Genomic DNA, 22,088 nt, shown 5'->3' with positions numbered 1-22,088 from the left:
AATAACAGCCATATTGCTATGATTTGAGATGCCTGTGTCCTTATTTATTTGTCCCCTTTGTCAGTCGCCACTGCAGCCCGCAATCGATACATGGCGCTGTGATGGTAGCTTGCACCCAAAACAAACTGCGCATCCTTTTGATGTGGCGCGTCAGGGTTACGTTAATCTGCTACCTGTCCAACAAAAAAAATCTAAAGCACCGGGTGATAGTCAAGCGTCCATTGAGGCACGGAAACGGTTTTTAAATGCAGGGCATTATCAGCCATTACAGGCACTGATCTGCCAAAAAATGGTGGAACTATTAGCAAAAAACGAGTTGCCATCTGAACAAACTGGTAAACCAGTCAATTGGCTAGATATCGGTTGCGGCGAAGGTTATTACACCCAAGCGATGGCTCAGACGGGTATGGATACACTTATTGCGGCAGATATTAGTAAACCTGCCATAGTAGAGCTTGCAAAAGCGAGCAAGGCAGCAAGTTCTCTTTGGAATCAGCAAGATAAGAACGATGGTATTGAAACAGCAGTGATTTATCCATTAGTAACCAGTGCTGCTCATTTGCCCTTACGTGCGCAAAGTATCAATGGGATTAGCAGTATTTTTAGTCCCATTCTGCCAGAAGCGTTCAAGGAAGTATTAAGCGATGAGGGTTATTTAATCATTGCTAAGCCAGATATCGGGCATTTAGCAACGATGCGTAAGGCTTTGTTTGACGATGTTCGTGAGCACGATTCTGACAAGTTTTTGCAGGAGTTAGCCCCCTATTTTACGCTGTTTAATACTTATAATGTTAGTACTGAGTTAGAATTATCAGCAGATAATTTGGCTGATTTGCTGACTATGACTCCTTATGCATATCGTGCGCATAGCGAAAAAAGACAAGCGCTACTAGCTTCAGTTGCAACCGAAACATTTGCAACTGAAGCCAAGTTTGTCATATATATTTTGCAGAAAACAACGAACTTATAAGTTTACTTATCGCTATGTCATCTTATCAAGACACTTCACAAAATAACCTGATGGGCTTATAAAACAGGTCCCATCGTAGCAATGATGTTGTTCCAAATCCTAGAAGATAGTGGCCAGTTTTTGACCTCTTCACGTGTTACTTCGTCTGAGTCAGCGATATATTGGTATTGGCGCTCGATAATATCCGCCGTCAGCTTTTTATCGCTAAAGACAACGTTATTCTCATAATTCAAATCAAAGCTACGCAAGTCTAAATTGGTCGAGCCAATTAAGCTAATTTCACCATCAATCGTCAAGGTCTTGGCGTGTAACAAGCCTGGTTTATATTCATAAATTTTTACCCCCGCTTCGAGCAATTGCCAATAATAACTGCGACTGGTCGCGGCAACGATAAAGGAATCGTTATTTTTTGGAAAAACCATCGTCACTTCAACCCCGCGATAGGCGGTAGCGCATAAAATACTGACGAGTGAATAATCGGGCACAAAATAAGGCGTAGAGATAATCAGCGTCTCTTGCGCTTGGCTAATCAAAGCACCTAAAAACTGTGGCGTGGTACCGTGCCGCTGAGTAGGACCATCTGAAAAAACTTGGGCAGGGAAGCCATTAGGCTTTGGCGTGCTATCATAATAAAAGCTATCAAGCGAAGTATCTGGGTTTTCAATCAGCCAATCACTGGCAAATAACATCTGATTCTGCGCGACCACAGGTCCTTCAATACGCAGCATAATATCGACCCACGGCGCATATTTTGGCTTTACCATAAATTCAGGATCGGCGCAGTTACGACTACCAGAGTAGCCAATTTTGCCATCAATAACGGTAATTTTGCGGTGATTACGCAGATCAATACGGCTAAACAGCATTACTTTTACAAAGTTGGTTAGGGGGAGAGCTACACTGACTTGTACGCCAGCATCTTGCATTTCTTGCCATATCTTTGAGCTCACCATCTTCCGTGAGCCCATGCCATCAACCATTGCTTGACAAGTAACGCCGCGCTTTGCTGCTCGAATGAGAGCTTGCGCGGTATCAATACCCATGCCATCGACGAGCCAAATATAATACAGCACATGTATATGGTCTGTTGCAGCATCAAAATCGGCAATCATGCGTCTGCGTGTTTCGCTTGCATCTGCCATGAGCTCTGCCTGATTACCCTCCATAGTATGAAAACCGGTGGCTTTTGCTGCATAAGCAAAGGAAGCTTGATAAGCAGGCTTGATCATCTTCTCTAACGTCGTCTCATGACCAAGAACGCTTGGACTATGAGTATTTAATCGCTTAATGATATCGTCGCGTTTTTGCCCAAAGTCATGACCCAAATGCACTTCACCAAACATCCAGTAAATCAGCACGCCAAAATAAGGCAAAATAAACAGAATGACAATCCATGCTAATCTAGCGGGCGAGGTCAAATCATGACGAGATAAGACCCGTAAAGAAATCAGTATCAGTAGGATAAAATGTATCGTCAACAAAATATCTACGATCATAACAGCGTCCCTTATTATTATTTTATCTAAAAAGTATCAATCGCTTTAACTAATCAAAAAGAGAAGTACTATGAAAACCGTCTAGTATTCTCCAAAAAGCCAACCACTGACAAAGGCAAAGTACTCTCTAAACCACGCATTATAGCGGATGGATAACGGAGTAGGGCTGGCAATCATAATAGGTTGCACGTAGCCTTGATGCCGAGCGATGTTTGCGGCGCGAATGATATGGAAATCACTGGTCACGATAGCGATGGGTTCTGCGATAGAAATGCCTTTTGCCGCTAATATCTCTTGGCTATAAATAAGGTTTTCTGCTGTACTCGTGCTTTGACCTTCTTGCAAAATATGCTTAAGAGGAATGTCATATGTATCGTACAAGTAGGTTGCCATAATATAGGCTTCGCTACGTGTCTGACCAAAACCTATACCACCGCTAGTGATGACTAGCGCGCTTTTTTGTGAATCTATAAGGGGCGCGGCAGTATCTAAGCGTTTGGCAAGTGTTGGTGTGGGTTTGCCTGCGACCGTACCTGACCCTAGCACAATGATGGCAGCGACTTCAGGTATAGGTTTAGCACTTTGTTTAATCTGCTGCTGTAATGCATAAGCAAAAATACCAAAACTGATCAACCAGATAAAAAACGCCATCCATAGCCCATACCACAGACGGTTTAACCAACGATTTTGATAGATAAATCTTATTATATTACGCCAAAAAATACCATGAGCAACAAACACCATACCTACTAAGAAGGGTACAACAGAACCAAAATTTACCTTACCTACTGCCATCAAAATCGTACAGTCGACGATCATAAGGCTACCGATAATGGTTAATATAACTCGCACTAGCATCATGAAGTTTTTTGGCAGGGGTATACGATTGTTTAAAGGCAATATATTCAATGGATCTTCTATGGGATATTAGTTTGGACGCTATAGCGTGTTTGATAAGAGACTGTTTGATCCCATCATAACGCACCCTGTTTTGAGATAACGTCTCATTGTTGTTACTAGGAAAGGCAAATTTAACGATAAGTGCTGGAAGAGAGAGTTAAAGCAGTTTAAGGTTGAAGAAATCATCTATTAATGTAAATTTAGTGATAAGAAAATCGTAGAAGGTGATATCAGAAAAACAAGCATGAGAAAACTATAGGATTTATCTTAACAGTTTTTGAGGGATATTTAAGAGGGGGTAGGACAGATTGGGAAAACAGGGAATAACTAAGATTGGCGGTGAAGGAGGGATTCGAACCCTCGATACGCTATTAACGTATACACACTTTCCAGGCGTGCGGTTTCAGCCACTCACCCACTTCACCGTTTTGAGTCATACTCACTTAAATACTACACAGACCATTGATAATCTGATTAGGACTCCAAGCTTTTAAATACTGTATATGATATACAGGCACTGATTTTTGCAGGACCTAGTATAGCGGATAGCATTTAAAATGTCACGGTGTGCGCAGTATCTTTCTTTATTGGTAGACGCCTGCTAGGATAGAGCATACGTAATAGTAAGCATAAATGGTTGAAAGTTGCATGAGAAGTGTTTTTAAGCGAAGATTTAATCTAAAAAACAGCACGATAACGGTAATAATTGCTACCGTTTTAAGCGTATCAACGGCACATGCTGAGGATTTCACACAATGCAGCCAATCATTTTATGGCGGTGTCTATCCTGAATTCAGCAATACGAAGCTCAGTAATAATACCCAAGCACTATGTATGGACGGTTTCGCTGTCATGTATTCTGGTATATCACGTACACCATTATGGTCAGCAGAATATCTGGATCGTAAGCGTTTACAGCAGGCCAAACAAATCGACCGTGAAGACAGCTTTCATGAAGAAAGCCGATTGCCACAGTCCATGCGTGCCAAGCTCTCTGACTATTCAGGCTCAGGTTATGACCGCGGACATTTAGCGCCTAATGGTGACATGGCCAATCGAAGTCAGCAGTATGATAGCTTTAGCCTTGCTAATATAGCCCCGCAATCACCACGTAATAATCGCTATATCTGGCGCAATATTGAATCGGCGACTCGCTATTTAACGCAGCAATATGGTGAAGTCTATACTGTCACAGGGGTTGCATTTACTGATAAAAAAGCTAAGCAACTAGCAGGGCGGGTACTGGTGCCCAGTCATTTTTTTAAAGCCGTTTATATTCCAGCGATCAATCAAGCAGGTGTTTACTATGCGCCAAACGACGAATCTGAGCGTATAGAAATAATTAGTATTGACGAATTGACGTCTAAAATTGGTATTGACGTCTTGCCGGTACTTGATGCAAAAACTAAAGTACAAGCTCTGGATCTACCGCTAAAGGCTGGTGAAGCGATAGATCTACCAACCACAGAGGTAGAAGAGCCTGCTTGGATACTATTCGTAGTAGCAATTTTTGAATGGCTCATGACACAATTGCAAACATAGGTCGTTTAAATATTGCTAAACCTGTGTGATTCTGATACATCCTGTAATATGGTACTCATGAAAAAAGGGGGATTAAATGATTGACCCATTTGCTAATAACCACCAAAGCATGCAAATTGGTGAGCTGGTAATCGAAAATCAAGAAGATAAAATTATTATTTATGGAGACATTAATCTGGTCTTAAATGACACTGGATATGAGCAGGCAAAGCAACTGCATGAGCTTAGCGGTAAAATTTTAAGCGCCTTCGAAAGTAAAAGTCTTTATAGCAATAATGAGGCTAAGTCAAAAGAAAAAGATGACCAATCGGGCAAAATTATAGACAATCCTTTCTTGTAACTTATTGATATGGTTTTGATTTTATAGAAATAATAAACTATAAAAAAATTACTAGGCAAATTCTTAAAATTGCTTATAATGGGTCAAGACAACGCTTATGCTGTCCAGATTTTTTATAAAGAGTAAATTGGTCATTTGGTATTTGCTGTACTAATGAGCGAAAACTGAATATAGTACCACTGAGCTGTAATAAAAAATTGTTGGCAAAGGATGAGCTTAGGACATAGAAACATATCGTTTCTAATAATCATTGAATGAAGGGAGTCTATTTATGAAACTATTCGCAAAAACTACATTAGCAATTGCTGGTATCAGTTTAGCAAGCATGGCATTCGCTGCTGATCCATTAGCCAATACTACTTGGCAGACTTATGACGAAGGCAAGCCAAAAGGCGTGGTTAAAATCACCGAGTCAAATGGCGTGTTGACTGGTAAGCTTATCAGCACCGTGTCAGAGAAAGGTCAGAAGCACGTTGGTATGACGATTATCTCTGGACTAAAAGCTGATGGTAATGGTAAATACAGTGGTGGTAAGATTACTGACCCTGAAAAGAACAAGACTTATAAATTGACTGCTAACTTGAATGGTAGCAATCTTGATCTAAAAGGTCATTTAGGGCCATTCTCACGTAGCCAAACGTGGAAAAAGAAATAAGTCTGAGTTACTGTAACTCTCTTTATTAAGCTAAGTCTTAATAAAGGATAAAAAAATCCCGCATTGCCGAAAGGTATTGCGGGATTTTTAGTAGTGTCTGTTGTTATATTTCTGTTTAAAGTGAAATTAAGATCCTGATTAGATATTCATCTCAAAACAAAAGCGGTATAAGCTAACTATAGCTTTGCTAGGATAGATGTTCATCGTAAACTGTGAGCAATGCGTGGCAGAGACTTTGAAATCCCTGCTAGCAGCACTACAGCATTCTTAAAGCGGAGTTATTAATATATCCCCTATCTTATAAATTCTGGATAGGCTTCCATACCACATTCGGCAATATCAGCACCTTGATATTCTTCTTCTTCAGAGATACGCAGACCGATGACAAACTTGATAATGCTCCAAACGATTAAGCTGCTTATAAAGACCCATGCAAAAATAGTCGCAGCACCTACTAGTTGACCAAGCAATGACGCCGCCGGATTGGTCAGCGGTACAATAAGCAGACCAAATAAACCCACCACACCATGGACAGAAATAGCGCCTACCGGATCGTCAATTTTTATTTTGTCTAGTAGTAAAATCGATAAGACAACGATGACACCAGCAGTCATACCAAATAAGGTAGCTTGTAGTGCTGACGGCGTTAAAGGTTCTGCAGTGATGGCAACCAAACCTGCCAATGCACCATTTAAGAGCATGGTTAAATCGGCTTTACCAAATATAAGGCGTGCGATGAGCAAGGCACCAATCGCTCCACCAGCAGCGGCGGCATTGGTATTCAAAAACACGACAGCGACAGAATTGGCGCTAGCGATATCACCCAGTTTTAATACTGAACCACCGTTAAAGCCAAACCAGCCCATCCACAAGATTAAGGTACCAAGCGCTGCCAGTGGTAAGTTTGCACCAGGAATAGCGCGTATCTCGCCTTTAACGCCGTATTTACCGAGGCGCGCTCCTAAGAGTAGTACACCTGATAACGCCGCCGCCGCACCTGCCATATGTACGATGCCAGAGCCTGCAAAATCAGAGAAACCCAAGTCGCCTAGACTATATAAGCCAAAGACTTCCTTGCCACCCCATGTCCAGCTGCCTTCTAATGGATAAATGACACCAGTCATCACCACGGCAAACAGTAAGAATGCCCATAGTTTCATACGTTCAGCGACCGCGCCTGAGACGATAGACATACAGGTGGCTACAAAGACCACTTGAAAGAAAAAGTCGGACGCGCTGGAGTAAACGGCATCGCCATTAAAGCCGTTTTCAGCTGAGGTAGCTAATGCATCAGTGACCAAACTTTCGGTGCCTGCAATACCACTCAAAAACAGATTGCCGTCATACATGATGGCATAACCGCATATCATGTACATGGTACAGGCAGTCGCAAAAAGCGCGATATTTTTTGTTAGGATTTCGACAGTATTTTTTGAGCGAACCAGCCCTGCCTCTAACATTGTGAAGCCCGCAGCCATCCACATGACAAGCGCGCCACACATTAAAAAGTAAAACGTATCTAGCGCGTACTGGAGCTCAAAGATTTGATTTTGCATGTTAATTCCCCCTTGAATATATGCAATACAGAGATCGGTATGACCTATAAAGAGATATTTATAGGTAAGTCTTGCGCTTAGATAGCGTCAGGACCTGTCTCACCCGTACGAATACGAATGACTTGCTCGAGATTGGTCACAAATATCTTACCGTCTCCGATTTTACCGGTACTAGCGATACGCGTGATAGCTTCAATAGCTGGCTCAACCATCTCATCCATCACCGCCACTTCCACTTTTACTTTAGGCAAAAAATCCACCACGTACTCGGCGCCGCGATAGAGCTCAGTATGACCTTTTTGACGACCGAAACCTTTGACTTCAGTGACGGTCACGCCTTTTACACCAATGTCAGAAAGCGCTTCACGCACATCATCGAGCTTAAACGGTTTTAAGATCGCAGTGATTAGCTTCATAAAAAAATCCTTATATGGGTGATGTCGCAGGTCAATAGATGCCATTTGATGCAACATATTATAATCATGCTTATATTAAATGATTCAAGAATTGTGCCAAACTTACTCAAGGGGGAAGGTAAAATAAGGCGCATTTACTCAAAATCATTAGCATAATGACAAAAATGGCGTCTATACAGCAAATATAATCCTCATTTTACTGTGTATAAATAGACAATTAACCTGTGACGTTACATGAATACAAACTTTATTATAACTAACTTTTTAATCACTTGGGGGAGGATATGGCTTTATTTCCTGTGATGATTTGCTAAATGATTGTAGGATATAAAAACAGCTAGAAAAGACAAAGGCTACCTGTTTATCGATATAAAGAGTAGTCTCTATATCGATAAACAGGTAGCCTGAGTGTCAAAAAGAATAAGCTAAGAGGCTGTCTTTAGGCCTTGGGGAACAATAAGTACGGAGTAGTGGTGCTACCTAATAGCTTTTTGGTGTCACTGCCTTTGAGTAGCTCAATCAAACGCGGCTGGGCAAAAGCACCTGTCATCAGTAGACCAATATCGTTGTCACGTTGATAGTAGGTTAGCGCTGCAGTGACATCACGGCAGTCGAGCAAGGTTTTTTTGCATTTAATACCAGCTTGTTTTAGGCGCGCGTAGGCTTCACGTAATGCATCGCAGTTTTCAGAATTCTCTTTGCCGACCATGACGATATGGATCATCAAGGCGCGTACTAAAGGTGTTTTACAGAGCCAATTCAGCATTTTATGCGAAGTAGGACTATTATCAAACGCAAATAAAGCACTGGTAGGGGGCAAAAATGGTGCATGAGTCACCAAAATGGGGCAGTGACTTGAGCGGATAAGCTGGCTTAGAGTCGATTTACAAGTGACATGATGACCAATCACGATAAGTTGGGCTTGGTCATCAACATAATTAATACTGTCATCGAGCTTTTCATGCCGATGCAGCGTATAAGTCTTGATTTTGTGACGTTGCTGCTCGCAATAGCTGCTTGCTTGATGTAAAAGAAGCTTACCTTGCGCTTTTAACTCGCAATTACTCAAGTGCTCTTTTGTAGTGAATTGATCTAGTAAGGTATTTTCATCATCAATATTGAGGCAGCCTGAATAATCAACGGCTGCCTTTTGCTGTAAGCTTGGCACCGAATACAGCAGTCCAATCGGGGCTTGCAAGCGGATAGACGCCCACATGCTTGCTTCCAATACAGCTTGCACATGGTTTGGGCAGTCTAAGCAGGCAATTACGCTATCTGGCTTCAAATTACTCATAGAGGCATCACATCATCTCAATAACTTAAATGCAAGCTGGGCAGTCGAGATATGGCGCTCAACTGCCCAACCTGATTTATATACCAATATAATTACTGATCAATAAACCACTCGTTTATATCAGCTTGATAACACACATACAGTGCTAATCTAATAAGCCAATATCTCGGCGATCATGAATCGAAAAACGATCGATAAGCGTACGGCTGGCACTGTTCAATCCAACGACTTTTACCTCAATACCTTCGCGCTGCAAGCGTATCACCAGCTTATCCAAGGTATCTACTGCGCTGATATCCCAAAAATGCGCTTGGCTCACATCGATGTGAACATTATCTAATGCCTCTTTGGTATCAAAGCTTTGCAAAAACTGCGTGGTAGATGCAAAGAACACTTGCCCTTGAACGTAATAATAACGCGTATTGCTACTGTCATCATATTCGCTAAATACGGTTAAGAATTGACCAATTTTGTTAGCAAAAGCTAAAGCAGATAATAGTACGCCAACACCGACGCCGTATGCTAAGTTGTGAGTAAAGACGGTGGTCAAAACTGTCGCTAGCATGACAATATTAAATGACATAGGATGGGTCTTAAATTCACGAATAGACTGCCAGTTAAAGGTACCAATAGATACCATAATCATCACAGCTACCAGCGCCGCCATCGGTATCAAGCTGACCCAATCATTTAAAAACACCACCATAATCAGTAGTACGACACCAGCGATGAGCGATGATAAACGGGTACGCCCACCAGATTTTACGTTAATCATTGACTGCCCAATCATTGCACAGCCAGCCATACCGCCAAAGAATCCTGATACGACGTTAGCGATACCTTGACCACGGCATTCACGGTTTTTATCGCTTGCTGTATCGGTCAGCTCATCGACAATGGTTGCTGTCATCATAGATTCCAACAAACCTACGATGGCAAGCGCGATAGAATAAGGCGCGATAATAAGTAAGGTAGTCAAGTTTAGGGGAATATCAGGAAGCAAAAACATCGGTAATGAATCTGGCAAGTCGCCCATACTACCAACGTTACGAATATCAAGATTCATATACATGGCAACAGCTGTCAAACCTACAATACAAATCAGTGGCGATGGAATAACGCGACCAATTTTAGGAATGAGGGGAAATAAATAAATAATCGCCAAACCTGCAGCAGTCATTATATAAACCGTCAGACCAACGCGTTCAGTGGCAGGGTTGAGCTCAGGCAACTGCGCGGCAAATATCAAAATTGCCAGCGCATTCACAAAACCGATAACGACTGAGCGCGACACAAAACGCATCAGATTACCCAGCTTTAAGATGCCCATAACGACTTGAATACCACCGCACAACAAGGTTGCAGCAAGTAGGTATTGCAGACCGTGGTCGGCAACCAAGTCAACCATGACCAGTGCCATGGCTCCTGTAGCTGCCGAAATCATACCCGGACGTCCACCAACGAAACTGATGACTACTGCGATGCAAAATGAGGCATATAAACCAACTTTTGGGTCGACACCAGCGATGATGGAAAAGGCAATGGCCTCTGGAATCAGTGCCAGAGCAACGACTAAACCCGATAAGGTATCGCCACGAATATTGGAAAACCACTCTTCACGTAAATTACCAAAAAAAGATGTCATAAGTAAACTGCATATAGTTGGGGACAAAAAAAGCAATCATTACTCAGTGACAGAATGATTGCATTGTGATGAGCATTTCTAGAATGATAAAACTGTGTCCGCAATCATGGTCTGCGGTAGAAGAAGACAGATAAACTGTCAGAAAAATTATAAAAATACATATGATGAAAAATAAGGGAGAACATGCCTATCATACTATTAGCGTAATATGAAACATTGCCAATAAGAGGCGACAGTCGCACGATAATCGTGACAACATGCTAAACTAAAATGCTATGCTGAAGTTGTCGTCAATATAGTCGCTCTTACTAAGGTCGCTATTATAGCATTAGCCACTCAATATAAAAACCGCCGTCTCATTGTATAAAGTATTGAAAAATCAGTACCGAAATATGGTTGATACCGTTATCATGCTATTCATTTTAAGCAAATGGTTCAGGCGATATGTGCAGTATGTTGATTGTCTGTTTTCTTGATATTATTTTGTTCGTTTATTTATTCGTTTCATAAAAGGAAAAGCCATGACCGCTAGCACCGCAACAGAAACCTTACTTCATAAAGGCAGTGGTTTACAAGTCGTGGTCGGTTTGGGGCAGTCGGGGTTATCGGTCGCGCATTATTTGGCCGAGCAAGGCTACCAAGTTGCCGTCACTGACAATCAGGAAAATCCTGCGTTAGCGGATAAGCTACCTGCTACTATTGATATCAGGCAGTTTGGTGCGATCGATGCCGAATTATTACAACAAGCGGCACGGATTATTATCAGCCCTGGTATCTCTTTAGATAATGTCGCCATTGCCGCGGCACGAGCTGAAAATATTCCAGTGGTCAGTGATATTCAGCTATTTTGTGAGGCTTGTACGGTACCAATTGTTGCGATTACAGGTTCAAATGCTAAGAGCACCGTCACGACACTGGTCGGACAAATGGCGGCAGATGCAGGTATCAATGTTGGCGTAGGCGGTAATATTGGTGTGCCAGCGCTAAGCCTACTGAGTGATAAAGAGATGGAGCTGGCGGTTATAGAGTTGTCCAGCTTTCAGTTAGAAACGGTCACCAACTTAGGAGCGCAGGTCGCGACAGTCCTCAATATGTCGCCTGATCACTTAGATCGTCATGGCGATATGCTCGGCTATCACCAAGCCAAACACCGTATCTTTCAAGGTGCCAAATCAGTAGTGATTAATCGAGAAGATGCCTTGACGCGGCCACTGGTATCAGACAGTTTGCCAAGATTGAGTACTGGTATCCATGCGCCTAATAAAGGACATTATGGACTTATTACGGATACCGCCGGACAAACTTATTTGGCACGCGGCACAGAGCGTCTAATATCGGCAGACAAACTCAAGATAAAAGGGCGTCATAACCTGCTTAATGCCCAAGCAGCGTTGGCATTGGGCGAGCTTGCTGGTTTGCCGCTTGAAAGTATGCTCATTACTTTGCAGCAGTTTGCAGGGCTTGAGCATCGCTGCCAATATGTCTCTACAGTCGCTGGCATTGATTATTTTAATGACTCTAAAGGCACTAATATTGGTTCAACTATGGCGGCTGTTGAAGGTTTAGGTGCAGTTTATGCGCCAAAAGACGGTAAGCTGCTATTAATATTGGGTGGTCAAGGTAAAGGTCAGCAGTTCGGTGAACTTTCGCCCTTTATCAATCAATATGTGAGTCAAGTGCTGTTTATTGGTGAAGATGGTAAGCAGATTGAGCAGCATTTACGCGCAGCGGGTCTCAGCGATGAGGTCAGCCTACATCAATGTCAGACATTAGAAAATGCTTTTGCGACGATTGAGCAAGTAACAGCAAGTAGTTTGTCGCAAGTACAGGCGGTATTATTGTCACCTGCTTGTGCAAGCTTCGATCAGTTTGATGGGTTTGTCGCCCGCGGCGAGCACTTTAGCCAGCTCGTTAAACAATTGGATGTTGTGTCTTAAAGGCTTCTATCATGAACGGCAAAACCTAAGCATCTATATCGCCCTATTCAGTCTTATAAAGCGCCTTGTTACAATATTATGTGACCTGCGCTTTATAATCGTAAACACGACAAGCATTTCCTGGATAAATGATTGTTTTGCTTATAAATTGCTGCTACTGTCAAAGACAAGCATTACGGTCAGGAATTACAGGCTGTAGCAGAGACAATGAATACTTTGATGAGTATTCATTGAAGGTTTTCTAATCGACACTTGCTTATGCACAACTTTTTAGTCAAGTCTACTTAACAATATCTCTTTTTAATTTTTAAACGGTGGCGTTGCATAAACGCCGTGTTTTTTCGTTTGCTAGTGTATATAAAATTATGGCGCTCTCTTCTCTCTTTCGTTCTTCTTTTCAATCTCGACAACCTAACGGTTCAGATGGCGTCTTGTCTATGCCATCTGCGCGTGCGATTTTATTATCTAGCGTTGGCTGTATGTTGGTGCTGAGCCTATTAATGGTGGCTTCGGCGTCTATTCCTTTTGCGCTCAGCCGCGGCATGACAGAGCTAAAGTTTTTTTATAATCAGCTTCTATACATGGGCATTGGACTGGCTATCGCTGCGGTTTCTTATCGGGTTGTATCCTTAAAGACCTTATATAAGACAGAAACCCAATTTATACTCTTAGCCATTACAGGAGCCTTGCTATTTGCGACCTTATTTAGCACGCCCATTAATGGCTCGAAGCGCTGGTTAACCTTAGCGGGATTTAACTTCCAGGTAGCAGAGCTTGCAAAGCTTGTAATGATTATATTTGTCTCAGATTTTGTCGTACGGCGCTCATTCGAAGTTCGTAATGGTTGGGATGGCTTTTTAAGGATTGCGTTGGTGGTTGGGATGATAACCTTCCTATTATTAGCGCAGCCAGATTTTGGCTCCTTTGTGGTTATTATTGGTATGGTCTTTGCGATTTTTTATATCGCTGGTGCTCCTTATAAACAATTTATCGCCTTGGGTGCGGTCGCTGTTGGCGGCGCAGTATTAATGGTTGCGACGGTACAGTACCGATTGATACGAGTGATGTCTTTTCTAGACCCATTTGATGATGTGCAAGATACGGATTATCAGTTGGCACGCAGTTTAATTGCCTTTGGCCGTGGACAGTTTACTGGTGTTGGTTATGGTGAAAGTGTGCAAAAACTGTCGCATTTGCCAGAAGCGCATACCGATTTTTTATTAGCCATTACGGGTGAAGAATTGGGTTTCGTTGGGGTGACGATGATTCTAATACTTGAAGCACTGATTATCGGTAGTGCCATGCGTATTAGTTATACCGCTCTAAAGCGTCGGCAGATGCGCATGAGCTATACTGCTTTTGGCATTGCGGTCGTGTTTATTGCGCAGACCATTATCAATGCTGCAATGAATATGGGTGCAATTCCGACTAAAGGTTTGACAATGCCTTTCTTTAGTTATGGTGGCTCATCAATGCTGATTAGCTTAGTGATGGTGGCGGTGCTACTAAAGATTTATAAAGAAAGTCCTGAGATTGAAAAAAGCCAATGTCGCTATTACTAATTGGTGTTTTTGATTTAGAGAAGCGTCGCTTACAGCGGCGTTTTTTTTGTTAAATAGTGGGCATATTTAAAGACTGCCTACCTTGTAATGGCGTATTATCCCATTGAGCAATTGCTTGATTTAGCATACGCTCTGGCGAGTCATACTCGACTGGTAACTGCCCTAATAGCTTTAATGCATACGCAAGTAATTTACTTGGATGACGAGTATCGATAGGCTGCGCAAGATTTTGCTTGGAAAGTTTTTGACCATCTGAATTGCATATCAAAGGCAGATGATACCAATGACTGATCGTCGGTAAGCGTGCTGCTTGCATGATACTGATTTGAGCAGTCGTCATCGGTAAGATGTCCAAACCGCGCATGATATGGGTGACTTGCTGTAGTCCATCATCAAGACTTGCCGCCAAAATATAATTAATCATGCCATCTTGACGTCGAGCCACCATGTCCCCTAAAGTTTGCTGCGGATTATCCCACTGTATGCCCTGAATACCATCGTTGAATCCAATACAATAATCTGGCAGCTGTATACGCAGCTTATGTTGTATAGGACTTAAATCCTCCTCAATACAAAAACGTGGATAGCGTTGCCTATTAGGCTGTAGATCGTTATCTACTTGTCTATTACCGTTAATAGACAAGTCAGTGGATAATTTTACATCATTAAGCGCTATTTGTTGTTCTTGCTGTGTCCAATAATGCTCTAAACGCTTACGTGAGCACTGACAGCCATAAGTCAGAGGGCTCAATACTGAAGAGACATAATCATTATAAATATCAATGCGCTCAGATTGAAAAATAACATCGTCATCCCAGTTGAGCCCAAGCGCCTCTAAATCTATCAAAATTTGCTCGGTAAACTGTCTGTCACAACGTTCGGTGTCCGTATCTTCGATACGTAATAACCATTTGCCACCGAGTGATTTGATATGACAAAAGCTGGCAAGCGCGGTCGTTAACGAACCTAGATGCAGCTCACCTGTGGGTGAAGGCGCAAAACGGCCGATAGGCTGCGTCAATTCAATATTGGTTGGCATAGTTTTTTCTGACTTAGACGGGGTAGACGTTTTCAACATAGACAGTTATTGTAAAATGACTGGAGAGATAAATAGAATAAACAATCCCATTATAAAAAGATATTTAACAAATACGCTTATTTTGTTGGTGACTCGTCAACCTGCGTAAAGCCTATTTATAAAACGCAACGAGCGACCAATCAATGGTCGCTCGTCGTTATTGTCATGCTTAATCAAAATGGCTTCAGTTCACTATATCTTGTATTTAGCAAACCTAAGCGCTTTTAGGTATGACCTTGGTTTTGGCGTTCTTTAATCTCAGACAATGTTTTGCAATCAATACACTGAGTTGCTGTTGGCCGTGCTTCAAGACGACGCAAACCAATCTCTACGCCACAGGTTTCACAAAAACCATAATCATCATTTTCGATTTCTGAGATAGACTTGTCGATTTTGCGAATAAGCTTACGTTCGCGGTCACGCGTACGCAAAGTCAGCGCAAACTCTTCTTCTTGAGTGGCGCGATCATTGATGTCTGGCATGGCGCTCGACTCATCTTGAATATAAGTCTTAGTGCGATCCGCTTCACCGATAAGCTGATGCTTCCAGTCTAATAACATTGCCTTAAAATGTGCCAACTGCTCATCAGACATATACTCTTCGTCTTTGGCAGGTGCATAAGGCGTAAACTTAACATCACTTGGATTCGTGGTCAGGGTGCTCATATGGGTATCCTACTTTTTCAAATTAATTCAATAAAACGTGCTGTCAAAAGATCAGACGTTATCAATTTACCAAACGCTATAAATTTTCCCTTTATAAAACGTTTTACCACTTAGTAACACAGCTGATCTGATTAAAATGTTTGTCTCAATATGCTGATAATGACGTATCAATGGTCAAGTATATTGTCATAAATATTTTTATTTAAATGGTTATGCCTAAATAAAATAATAAGTCACTGACTGTGAACACTTAAATTGTGGTCGATGTAGCCATCCTAGCTATTATAATATTGCCTAATGATATATTAAACTGTTGTGATTTTTATCACTATTTATCGTTTGTAATGCTGTCTTCAAACTATAGCTCTCAAGACAAAAATGCGATTAGTCATATTTATATCAACCTATACTGTGCCAGCCATTCTATAACGAATCAAGCAAAATCAGCGAGCAATATAGCCGACAGCCTCAAAGCACCATTATAGCCAGACAAGTAATCAATTCTAGTCAATAAAACTGGTCGTCAAGTATCTAGTCTTTCAACCCAGCTTGCAACCTTTCCATTGTTGGCTAATTGCAACCAACGATACCCTGGGCGCATATTTTTATCGTAGGCAAAATTGTCTTCAAACGGCTTAAATTGATAGCAGGTAGAAGGAGTACTATATACAGTAACACCTTGATGATGGCGTGTTTGCTCTTGATGGGTATGCCCATTGATAATAACGCTAAGATTTTCAAAAGGGGTTATATGCTGCCAGAACTCCTTTGCATTCTCTGCCATATGGCTATCAATCCATTCGGAATCTACAGGCAATACATGATGATGGAGCGCGATGAGCGCGGGCTTAGCACAAGATGCTAGCTGCTCACGTACCCAATCAATGTCGGTCGCCGTAATCTCGCCTTCTACTTTGCCAGTAATCGACGAGTCTAGTAAAAGCAGCTGCCAATGCTCAGATTCAATCAAATGACGGCTAAGCAGACGTGGGTCAGAAGCTCTCGCAATCAGCGTCCGTTGGTAAAAAGGTAAATCCTCATCCATTTCATCAGTCACGTCATGATTGCCAGCAATACAGGCAAAGGGAATGCCCGTCTCCTTCAATACTGTAAAAATATGGTCATATATAGCAGGCTCTACTTTATTGACCAAATCGCCTGTTACAATAATTAAATCACACCGTATCTCTTTGCTCAATGCTTGCTTGATAATTGCCTCAAAACTATATTGGCAAACAGCGACTTCACTACTGGTTTCATCAGCAGAAGCCGGCACATGTGATGATAGATGCAAATCAGTGATTTGTAATACATTCACCTGTCCGTCTGGCGTGCTGACGGCACTCACAGGATAGCTTGGCATTAAATTTTGTCCCTTATCGAAGACTAACAATGAACACTTTTAGGATATTCAGATAATTAAATGCACCATGGCAGCTCACCTGATTTCTCAATGTCGTTTTTATAGAGCGCATTTTAGACTGCTGATAAGAAGGGTGTTCCCTCTTGCGTAAAGCGCTATTAACTATCATATTGATAGCATTAGTGAAATTTTACAACATTAAACGTATGAAAGCTTTAGCAATTTTAATGAAATAAAGTTGTGCAAGGGAAAGAGATATTTGAGAGCATTACCTATGGCTATAGTGTGTTATGGCAAATGGCCTACCTTCTAACGGCGTGGCGACCAAAACTTTGCCAATATGGATTTTGATGTGGTCAGTTTTGAGATGATTAAAGCGGTAAAGAACAAACTGGCTAAGACTAAGACGATAGAGAGTCCAGTTTGGATATCAAGCCAAATACTACCCCATACACCGAGTGTCACACCAAGTTGTGCTGTAAATAGGGCGATAATCACCATCTGTTTTGGTGACGCTGACCACAGGCGAGCAGTAAGAGCTGGCAATACCAATAAGCCACTGATCAATAAGCTGCCAACAGCTTGCAAAGCGATGGCACAGAACCCTGCTAATACGCCCATAAAAAACAGACGTTGGCGAGTAGGGTTAATGCCTTGTATACGTGCCAAAGCTTCATGGGTTGCCAATTTAATTTGGGCAGGCCATATATAAATGAGTAATGCTAATCCGACTAGTACACTACCAGCAATTAAGGGCAAATCTGCCCAATCAAGCTCAAGCAAGTTACCAAACAAGAACCCTAAGACGTTTGCTTGCTGATCGGTTAGTTGGGTTAAAGTTAATAATCCCAGACACAGTAAGGATACGGCAACCACTGCTAGTACAGCATCGGCTGGTAAGCGCTCATCATCCATAAATGCCAGTCCCAATACCACCATCACGCTTACCAACGCAATACCGATACCCATTGGCATCTGCCACCATACCGCCAGTGCCACACCTAGTAATGTCCCATGTGCTAATGCATCAGCGAAAAAAGCCATACGTCGCCACAACACCAAACATCCTAAAGGTGCTGAAAGCAATGCTAAAATACTACCGGCAATCCAAGCAGGCGCAATAATGGCTAACCAAGCACTCATAATACATATCCGTAAATTTTTATAAAAAAGGTAATCAGGTCGTTTTTGATTTAAGTCATTTGATTTTTATTATATCTAGCTTGGTGCGTGATGCTCGCAGGCATGCGGCTGATGGACATACGGCTGCTCGTAATGATGACCGAATAGCTTTTGAAACTCACTGCTGATGGCAAGCTCGCTCGGTTGACCTTCACAGCAAATATGCTTATTCAAGCAAATCACTCTTCGACTGCCTTTCATGACCCAGTGCAAATCATGCGAGACTACTAACATAGCACAGCGTAAAAATTCCGGTAGTTCATCAATAAATTGATACAACCAAACCTCCGTTTCAGGATCAAGACCTTGCATCGGCTCATCTAAAATCAATAAGTTGGGCTTATCTAATAACGCCCGTGCCAATAATACCCGTTGAGTTTCACCTCCAGAGAGGTGCAGCATCTGCCGCGAGAGCAAATGGGTCAATGATAATTTATCAAATATAAACTGCCGCTGCTCTGCCGTAAGGCGTTTTTTACGGGCTTGCGATAAAAGGTCGCTGACACGTAATGGCAGTATTGGTGGCACAGAAAATCGTTGCGGCACATAGCCTATCTGTAAAGGTTCAGAAGGCGTGACCTGTCCAGATGTTGGTACAATCAGTCCCAAAATAAGCTTAACCAGCGTCGACTTGCCCGCACCATTGGGACCAATAACGCTTACCGTCTCATTGACTGCAATGTCAATATTAATATTAGACAGTAAACGTTGTTGACCAATATAGTAGCTGACATTGCTTAAGTTCAGCAGCTTACTTGTATTATTCATCAGATGACCGCGCATATGGATAGGGAATAGGTTTAAATATAACAGTAATCTAAATTTTTACTGACAGGCTTGGCAACGACCGCTCAGCTCAATCACACTACGAGCAACGGTAAAGCCGATATCTTCTTCAGCAAAGCTCATCATCTCTTGCACAGGTAAGCTGCTACACTCTTGTACGCGTTGACACTGCTCACAAATTAAGAAGGCTGCCGTATGATGAGCGCGTGGATGACAGCAAGGTACATAAGCATTGATAGATGTCAGCTGATGAATCAAGCCTTCGCTCAATAAAAACTCTAAACTGCGATATACAGTTGGCGGTGCGACATTTTTCGTGCCAGTAAGCTCACTGTCATTATCTGAGAGGCGCATCTGCTGTAATTGGGTGATTAAATCATAAGCGCCCACTGGTTTATTGGCTTGCAATACCAGCGTATATATCTGCTGTCTTAAGGGCGTAAAACGCACACCGCGCATACAAGACTGCTCTTTTGCCGCTTTTAGACGCTCGGTCACATCCTGTGGCGTAAAATCTTGCACATCGTGTACATGCTCACAGGTCGATGACGTGATCAACATAGCAAAAACTCCTAAAAACAATCTGAGTAAGTGTGGCAAACAGGCAGAGTTTATAAAACGCTGCCTAGTATAACGGCAAATGACACGGGCAATACGCAGATTTGCCAAACTTTGCCATTACTTTTAATAAATATCGTTTTTATATGATTGGTTGCGATTAGCAAAAATAGAATCAATAAAATGAAAAATAAAAGTGTGATTTTATAATGTTATAGTATAACATAATGGTTATTGTAAATATAATATATTAAAAATATCGCAGTTCAATGAATTAATAGGATCAGTAACGCATGATTGCCAATGCTTATAACGCCACGACGATTTTAGATAAAAACTTAAACGTTCAAGAAAAGAACCTTTTGCATAAGATGCAGCAATTAATACAGCAGTATTTTTTAATAGCTAGCTTGTTGATGCTAGGATTTTTGGCATTGCCTGCGCAGGCTGCAACCGTGAGTGTCAGTAATTATCCACTATTTTTGTTAAGTCAAGCGGTGACAGAAGGTGCAGCACCTGCCAAGCAATTATTACAAGCAGGGGAGGTTGGACACCATGGTAGTATTAGCCCGGGCGATATCAAAGCGATTCAGGACAGCACCTTTGTAGTTTGGTTTGGTGAGTCACTAGAAAATAATTTGGCAGCAAACTTGAACAACGCGCCCAACTCTATTGCCTTATTTAAATTTGATGCGTTTAAGCGTCATCCCTTGCGCGATATCAAAGGCAAGCCCATCGCTGGCACGTTAGATCCGCATATTTGGCTCGACCCTGACAATGCCAAAGCCATTACCCGTGCGCTTGCCGTCATACATAGTCATGCCGATCCGCAATATAAAGAACTTTATCATGCCAATGCGCAAAAATTTGCCCAACGTATGGATGCAGCAGTAGCAGTGGCAAACAGTAGTGCTAAACAAAAACCTTTGCCGTATTGGGCTTATCATGATGCTTATCAATATATGGAAAACAGCATCAACCTACAGCTCATTGGCAGCTTAAGTACTGACGATCATTTAGCACCAAAAGCCAGTCAATTACGCTGGCTTAACGAGCAGCGCCCAGCTAAGCAGATGTGTCTGGTCAGTCCAAGTGCGCCTGCCAAAGGTTTACTTGCCAAGTTACAGCCCGTTCAAGAAACCGTTCAGGCAGAAGATATGAGTAATACTAAAGACTTTGTCAGTGGGTGGCAAACGATGGCACAGCAAATTCGCCAATGTATATCATAATGGACTTATTAGAATAAGTGATTGAAACTGTTAATTAAGAATCTCTAAAGACTGTGATATAGTGCCGGTCAAAGACTAGTTATCTACGCTTAAGTATCTGAATTCTGGATGATTGAGCTAGGTGACTGATAAAAGGTATATTTTACTTGCTTAAAAGGGGCTCGCTCCCTATAATAAGTGGCGTTTAATTTTGGTTAAAAGGTAACATCTGTAGAGTGAGCCATTCACGGATAATAGTGTCGCGATGATATTAGATAGCGATATAATCCAAATGTTTAAGGCTATAGAAATACCATGACCAAGCCTGCCAAACGCACACAGAAAGATAAGATTGGCATTTATATCAAACGTCAAGCATGGATACTGTTTATCCTTATTATTATTGCTTGGCTTGTAGATACGATGTGGCTGCACAGTGCGCTAACCGTTGCAAAAAGCACCGCTATTGGTGCCTTGCTAAGTTTTGCCACACAAGCGGTCTTTGCCTTTTTTATCTTTTGGTATACCGGTTATCACGCGCGCTTACATATTGTTAGCCAGCTTTATCGGGGTCAGATGGCTAAATGGCTATTGACTGTGTTTGGTTTCGCACTAATTTTTATTACCGTACAACCCCTATCTGCGCCAGCGCTGTTTATCGGTTTTATGGTAATGCAAATTAGTCACAGTTGGATGTTGTGGCATATACGCTAGTGTTAATAAATGATAACTATATACATAGTTACAGTATTCATTGCGCTTAGCAAGTCACCCTGCCGTCCAGCTTCTCTATGACTGATTTTAGAAAGTCGAAGCATAATAATTGTCTTAGGACAGTACCAACTATCGTGATATGAGCGTTTGATATAAGGTAGCGTGCAGTAATGTGCGGGTAGGGGAGCGCGAAATGAGCGTTTACTACTATTTATACTTAA

General features: G+C 41.9%; 20 protein-coding genes and 1 tRNA gene. 8 read left to right on the top strand and 13 right to left on the bottom strand.

Annotated elements, in window-relative coordinates:
• Nucleotides 1–28: 28 nt before the first annotated feature.
• Entirely contained in the window at nucleotides 29–970 is a 942-nt protein-coding gene (locus VLA57_RS12225) for a putative RNA methyltransferase (RefSeq protein ID WP_333955047.1), read from the top strand.
• Between the two features lie 56 nt (nucleotides 971–1,026).
• On the opposite strand, the gene cls is transcribed toward VLA57_RS12225, so the two are convergent.
• The 3 genes from cls to VLA57_RS12210 form a co-directional block, all read right to left on the bottom strand.
• Nucleotides 1,027–2,466, bottom strand: a complete 1,440-nt coding sequence (gene cls, locus VLA57_RS12220; RefSeq protein ID WP_333955046.1) for a cardiolipin synthase — start codon at nucleotides 2,464–2,466, stop codon at nucleotides 1,027–1,029.
• Nucleotides 2,467–2,547: 81 nt separating this feature from the next.
• Nucleotides 2,548–3,285, bottom strand: a complete 738-nt coding sequence (locus VLA57_RS12215; protein WP_333955045.1) for a YdcF family protein — start codon at nucleotides 3,283–3,285, stop codon at nucleotides 2,548–2,550.
• Nucleotides 3,286–3,700: 415 nt separating this feature from the next.
• A tRNA-Ser gene (locus tag VLA57_RS12210) sits at nucleotides 3,701–3,791 on the bottom strand.
• A 223-nt stretch (nucleotides 3,792–4,014) separates the two neighbouring features.
• Between VLA57_RS12210 and VLA57_RS12205 the strand changes: the two genes are divergently transcribed.
• From VLA57_RS12205 to VLA57_RS12195, 3 genes are all read left to right on the top strand, one after another.
• Nucleotides 4,015–4,908, top strand: coding sequence for a DNA/RNA non-specific endonuclease (locus tag VLA57_RS12205; protein ID WP_149409715.1), 894 nt, complete (start codon nucleotides 4,015–4,017; stop codon nucleotides 4,906–4,908).
• A 76-nt stretch (nucleotides 4,909–4,984) separates the two neighbouring features.
• Nucleotides 4,985–5,248, top strand: a complete 264-nt coding sequence (locus VLA57_RS12200; RefSeq protein WP_133104959.1) for a hypothetical protein — start codon at nucleotides 4,985–4,987, stop codon at nucleotides 5,246–5,248.
• Between the two features lie 271 nt (nucleotides 5,249–5,519).
• Nucleotides 5,520–5,903, top strand: coding sequence for a DUF2147 domain-containing protein (locus VLA57_RS12195; protein ID WP_133104958.1), 384 nt, complete (start codon nucleotides 5,520–5,522; stop codon nucleotides 5,901–5,903).
• A gap of 293 nt (nucleotides 5,904–6,196) precedes the next feature.
• Here VLA57_RS12195 and VLA57_RS12190 read toward each other — a convergent pair whose 3' ends face one another.
• The 4 genes from VLA57_RS12190 to VLA57_RS12175 form a co-directional block, all read right to left on the bottom strand.
• Entirely contained in the window at nucleotides 6,197–7,459 is a 1,263-nt protein-coding gene (locus tag VLA57_RS12190) for an ammonium transporter (RefSeq protein ID WP_011514652.1), read from the bottom strand.
• Between the two features lie 77 nt (nucleotides 7,460–7,536).
• The gene (locus tag VLA57_RS12185) at nucleotides 7,537–7,875 is read right to left on the bottom strand and encodes a P-II family nitrogen regulator (RefSeq protein WP_011514651.1); all 339 of its coding nucleotides are present in this window, start codon (nucleotides 7,873–7,875) and stop codon (nucleotides 7,537–7,539) included.
• Between the two features lie 439 nt (nucleotides 7,876–8,314).
• The gene (locus VLA57_RS12180; RefSeq protein ID WP_020444443.1) at nucleotides 8,315–9,169 is read right to left on the bottom strand and encodes a universal stress protein; all 855 of its coding nucleotides are present in this window, start codon (nucleotides 9,167–9,169) and stop codon (nucleotides 8,315–8,317) included.
• Between the two features lie 145 nt (nucleotides 9,170–9,314).
• Nucleotides 9,315–10,814, bottom strand: coding sequence for a SulP family inorganic anion transporter (locus VLA57_RS12175; RefSeq protein WP_133104957.1), 1,500 nt, complete (start codon nucleotides 10,812–10,814; stop codon nucleotides 9,315–9,317).
• Nucleotides 10,815–11,335: 521 nt separating this feature from the next.
• On the opposite strand from VLA57_RS12175, the gene murD reads away from it, so the two are divergent.
• Together murD and VLA57_RS12165 are read left to right on the top strand one after the other, a co-directional pair.
• A complete protein-coding gene (murD, locus tag VLA57_RS12170) occupies nucleotides 11,336–12,751 on the top strand; it encodes a UDP-N-acetylmuramoyl-L-alanine--D-glutamate ligase (RefSeq protein WP_133104956.1) in 1,416 nt (471 codons plus the stop codon).
• A gap of 437 nt (nucleotides 12,752–13,188) precedes the next feature.
• On the top strand, nucleotides 13,189–14,313 hold the full coding sequence (locus VLA57_RS12165; RefSeq protein ID WP_133104955.1) for an FtsW/RodA/SpoVE family cell cycle protein: 1,125 nt from the start codon (nucleotides 13,189–13,191) through the stop codon (nucleotides 14,311–14,313).
• A gap of 49 nt (nucleotides 14,314–14,362) precedes the next feature.
• Here the strand turns inward: VLA57_RS12165 and gluQRS are convergent, their stop codons facing one another.
• The 6 genes from gluQRS to VLA57_RS12135 form a co-directional block, all read right to left on the bottom strand.
• Nucleotides 14,363–15,352 (bottom strand): tRNA glutamyl-Q(34) synthetase GluQRS, encoded by a 990-nt coding sequence (gluQRS, locus tag VLA57_RS12160; RefSeq protein WP_133104954.1) that lies wholly within the window; start codon nucleotides 15,350–15,352, stop codon nucleotides 14,363–14,365.
• Nucleotides 15,353–15,615: 263 nt separating this feature from the next.
• Nucleotides 15,616–16,056 carry an RNA polymerase-binding protein DksA gene (gene dksA / locus VLA57_RS12155; RefSeq protein ID WP_011514645.1) on the bottom strand — a complete coding sequence of 147 codons (441 nt, stop codon included), beginning with the start codon at nucleotides 16,054–16,056 and terminating at the stop codon, nucleotides 15,616–15,618.
• A 523-nt stretch (nucleotides 16,057–16,579) separates the two neighbouring features.
• Nucleotides 16,580–17,419 carry a metallophosphoesterase gene (locus tag VLA57_RS12150; RefSeq protein WP_133104953.1) on the bottom strand — a complete coding sequence of 280 codons (840 nt, stop codon included), beginning with the start codon at nucleotides 17,417–17,419 and terminating at the stop codon, nucleotides 16,580–16,582.
• A 309-nt stretch (nucleotides 17,420–17,728) separates the two neighbouring features.
• On the bottom strand, nucleotides 17,729–18,562 hold the full coding sequence (locus tag VLA57_RS12145; protein WP_011514643.1) for a metal ABC transporter permease: 834 nt from the start codon (nucleotides 18,560–18,562) through the stop codon (nucleotides 17,729–17,731).
• Between the two features lie 75 nt (nucleotides 18,563–18,637).
• Nucleotides 18,638–19,369: a metal ABC transporter ATP-binding protein gene (locus VLA57_RS12140; RefSeq protein WP_333955040.1), complete on the bottom strand. Its 732-nt coding sequence runs from the start codon at nucleotides 19,367–19,369 to the stop codon at nucleotides 18,638–18,640.
• A gap of 57 nt (nucleotides 19,370–19,426) precedes the next feature.
• Nucleotides 19,427–19,948 (bottom strand): Fur family transcriptional regulator, encoded by a 522-nt coding sequence (locus VLA57_RS12135; protein ID WP_133104951.1) that lies wholly within the window; start codon nucleotides 19,946–19,948, stop codon nucleotides 19,427–19,429.
• A gap of 290 nt (nucleotides 19,949–20,238) precedes the next feature.
• Here VLA57_RS12135 and VLA57_RS12130 point away from each other — a divergent pair, with 290 nt between their 5' ends.
• Together VLA57_RS12130 and VLA57_RS12125 are read left to right on the top strand one after the other, a co-directional pair.
• A complete protein-coding gene (locus VLA57_RS12130; RefSeq protein ID WP_333955039.1) occupies nucleotides 20,239–21,174 on the top strand; it encodes a metal ABC transporter solute-binding protein, Zn/Mn family in 936 nt (311 codons plus the stop codon).
• A gap of 294 nt (nucleotides 21,175–21,468) precedes the next feature.
• Nucleotides 21,469–21,867, top strand: a complete 399-nt coding sequence (locus VLA57_RS12125) for an ATP synthase subunit I (RefSeq protein WP_333955038.1) — start codon at nucleotides 21,469–21,471, stop codon at nucleotides 21,865–21,867.
• Nucleotides 21,868–22,088: the final 221 nt, after the last annotated feature.

The organism is Psychrobacter sp. S4(2024) (assembly GCF_036861305.1).
In the GTDB taxonomy this organism is placed as follows: Bacteria; Pseudomonadota; Gammaproteobacteria; order Pseudomonadales; family Moraxellaceae; genus Psychrobacter; species Psychrobacter cryohalolentis.
This window is presented reverse-complemented; position numbering and strand designations above follow the sequence as displayed.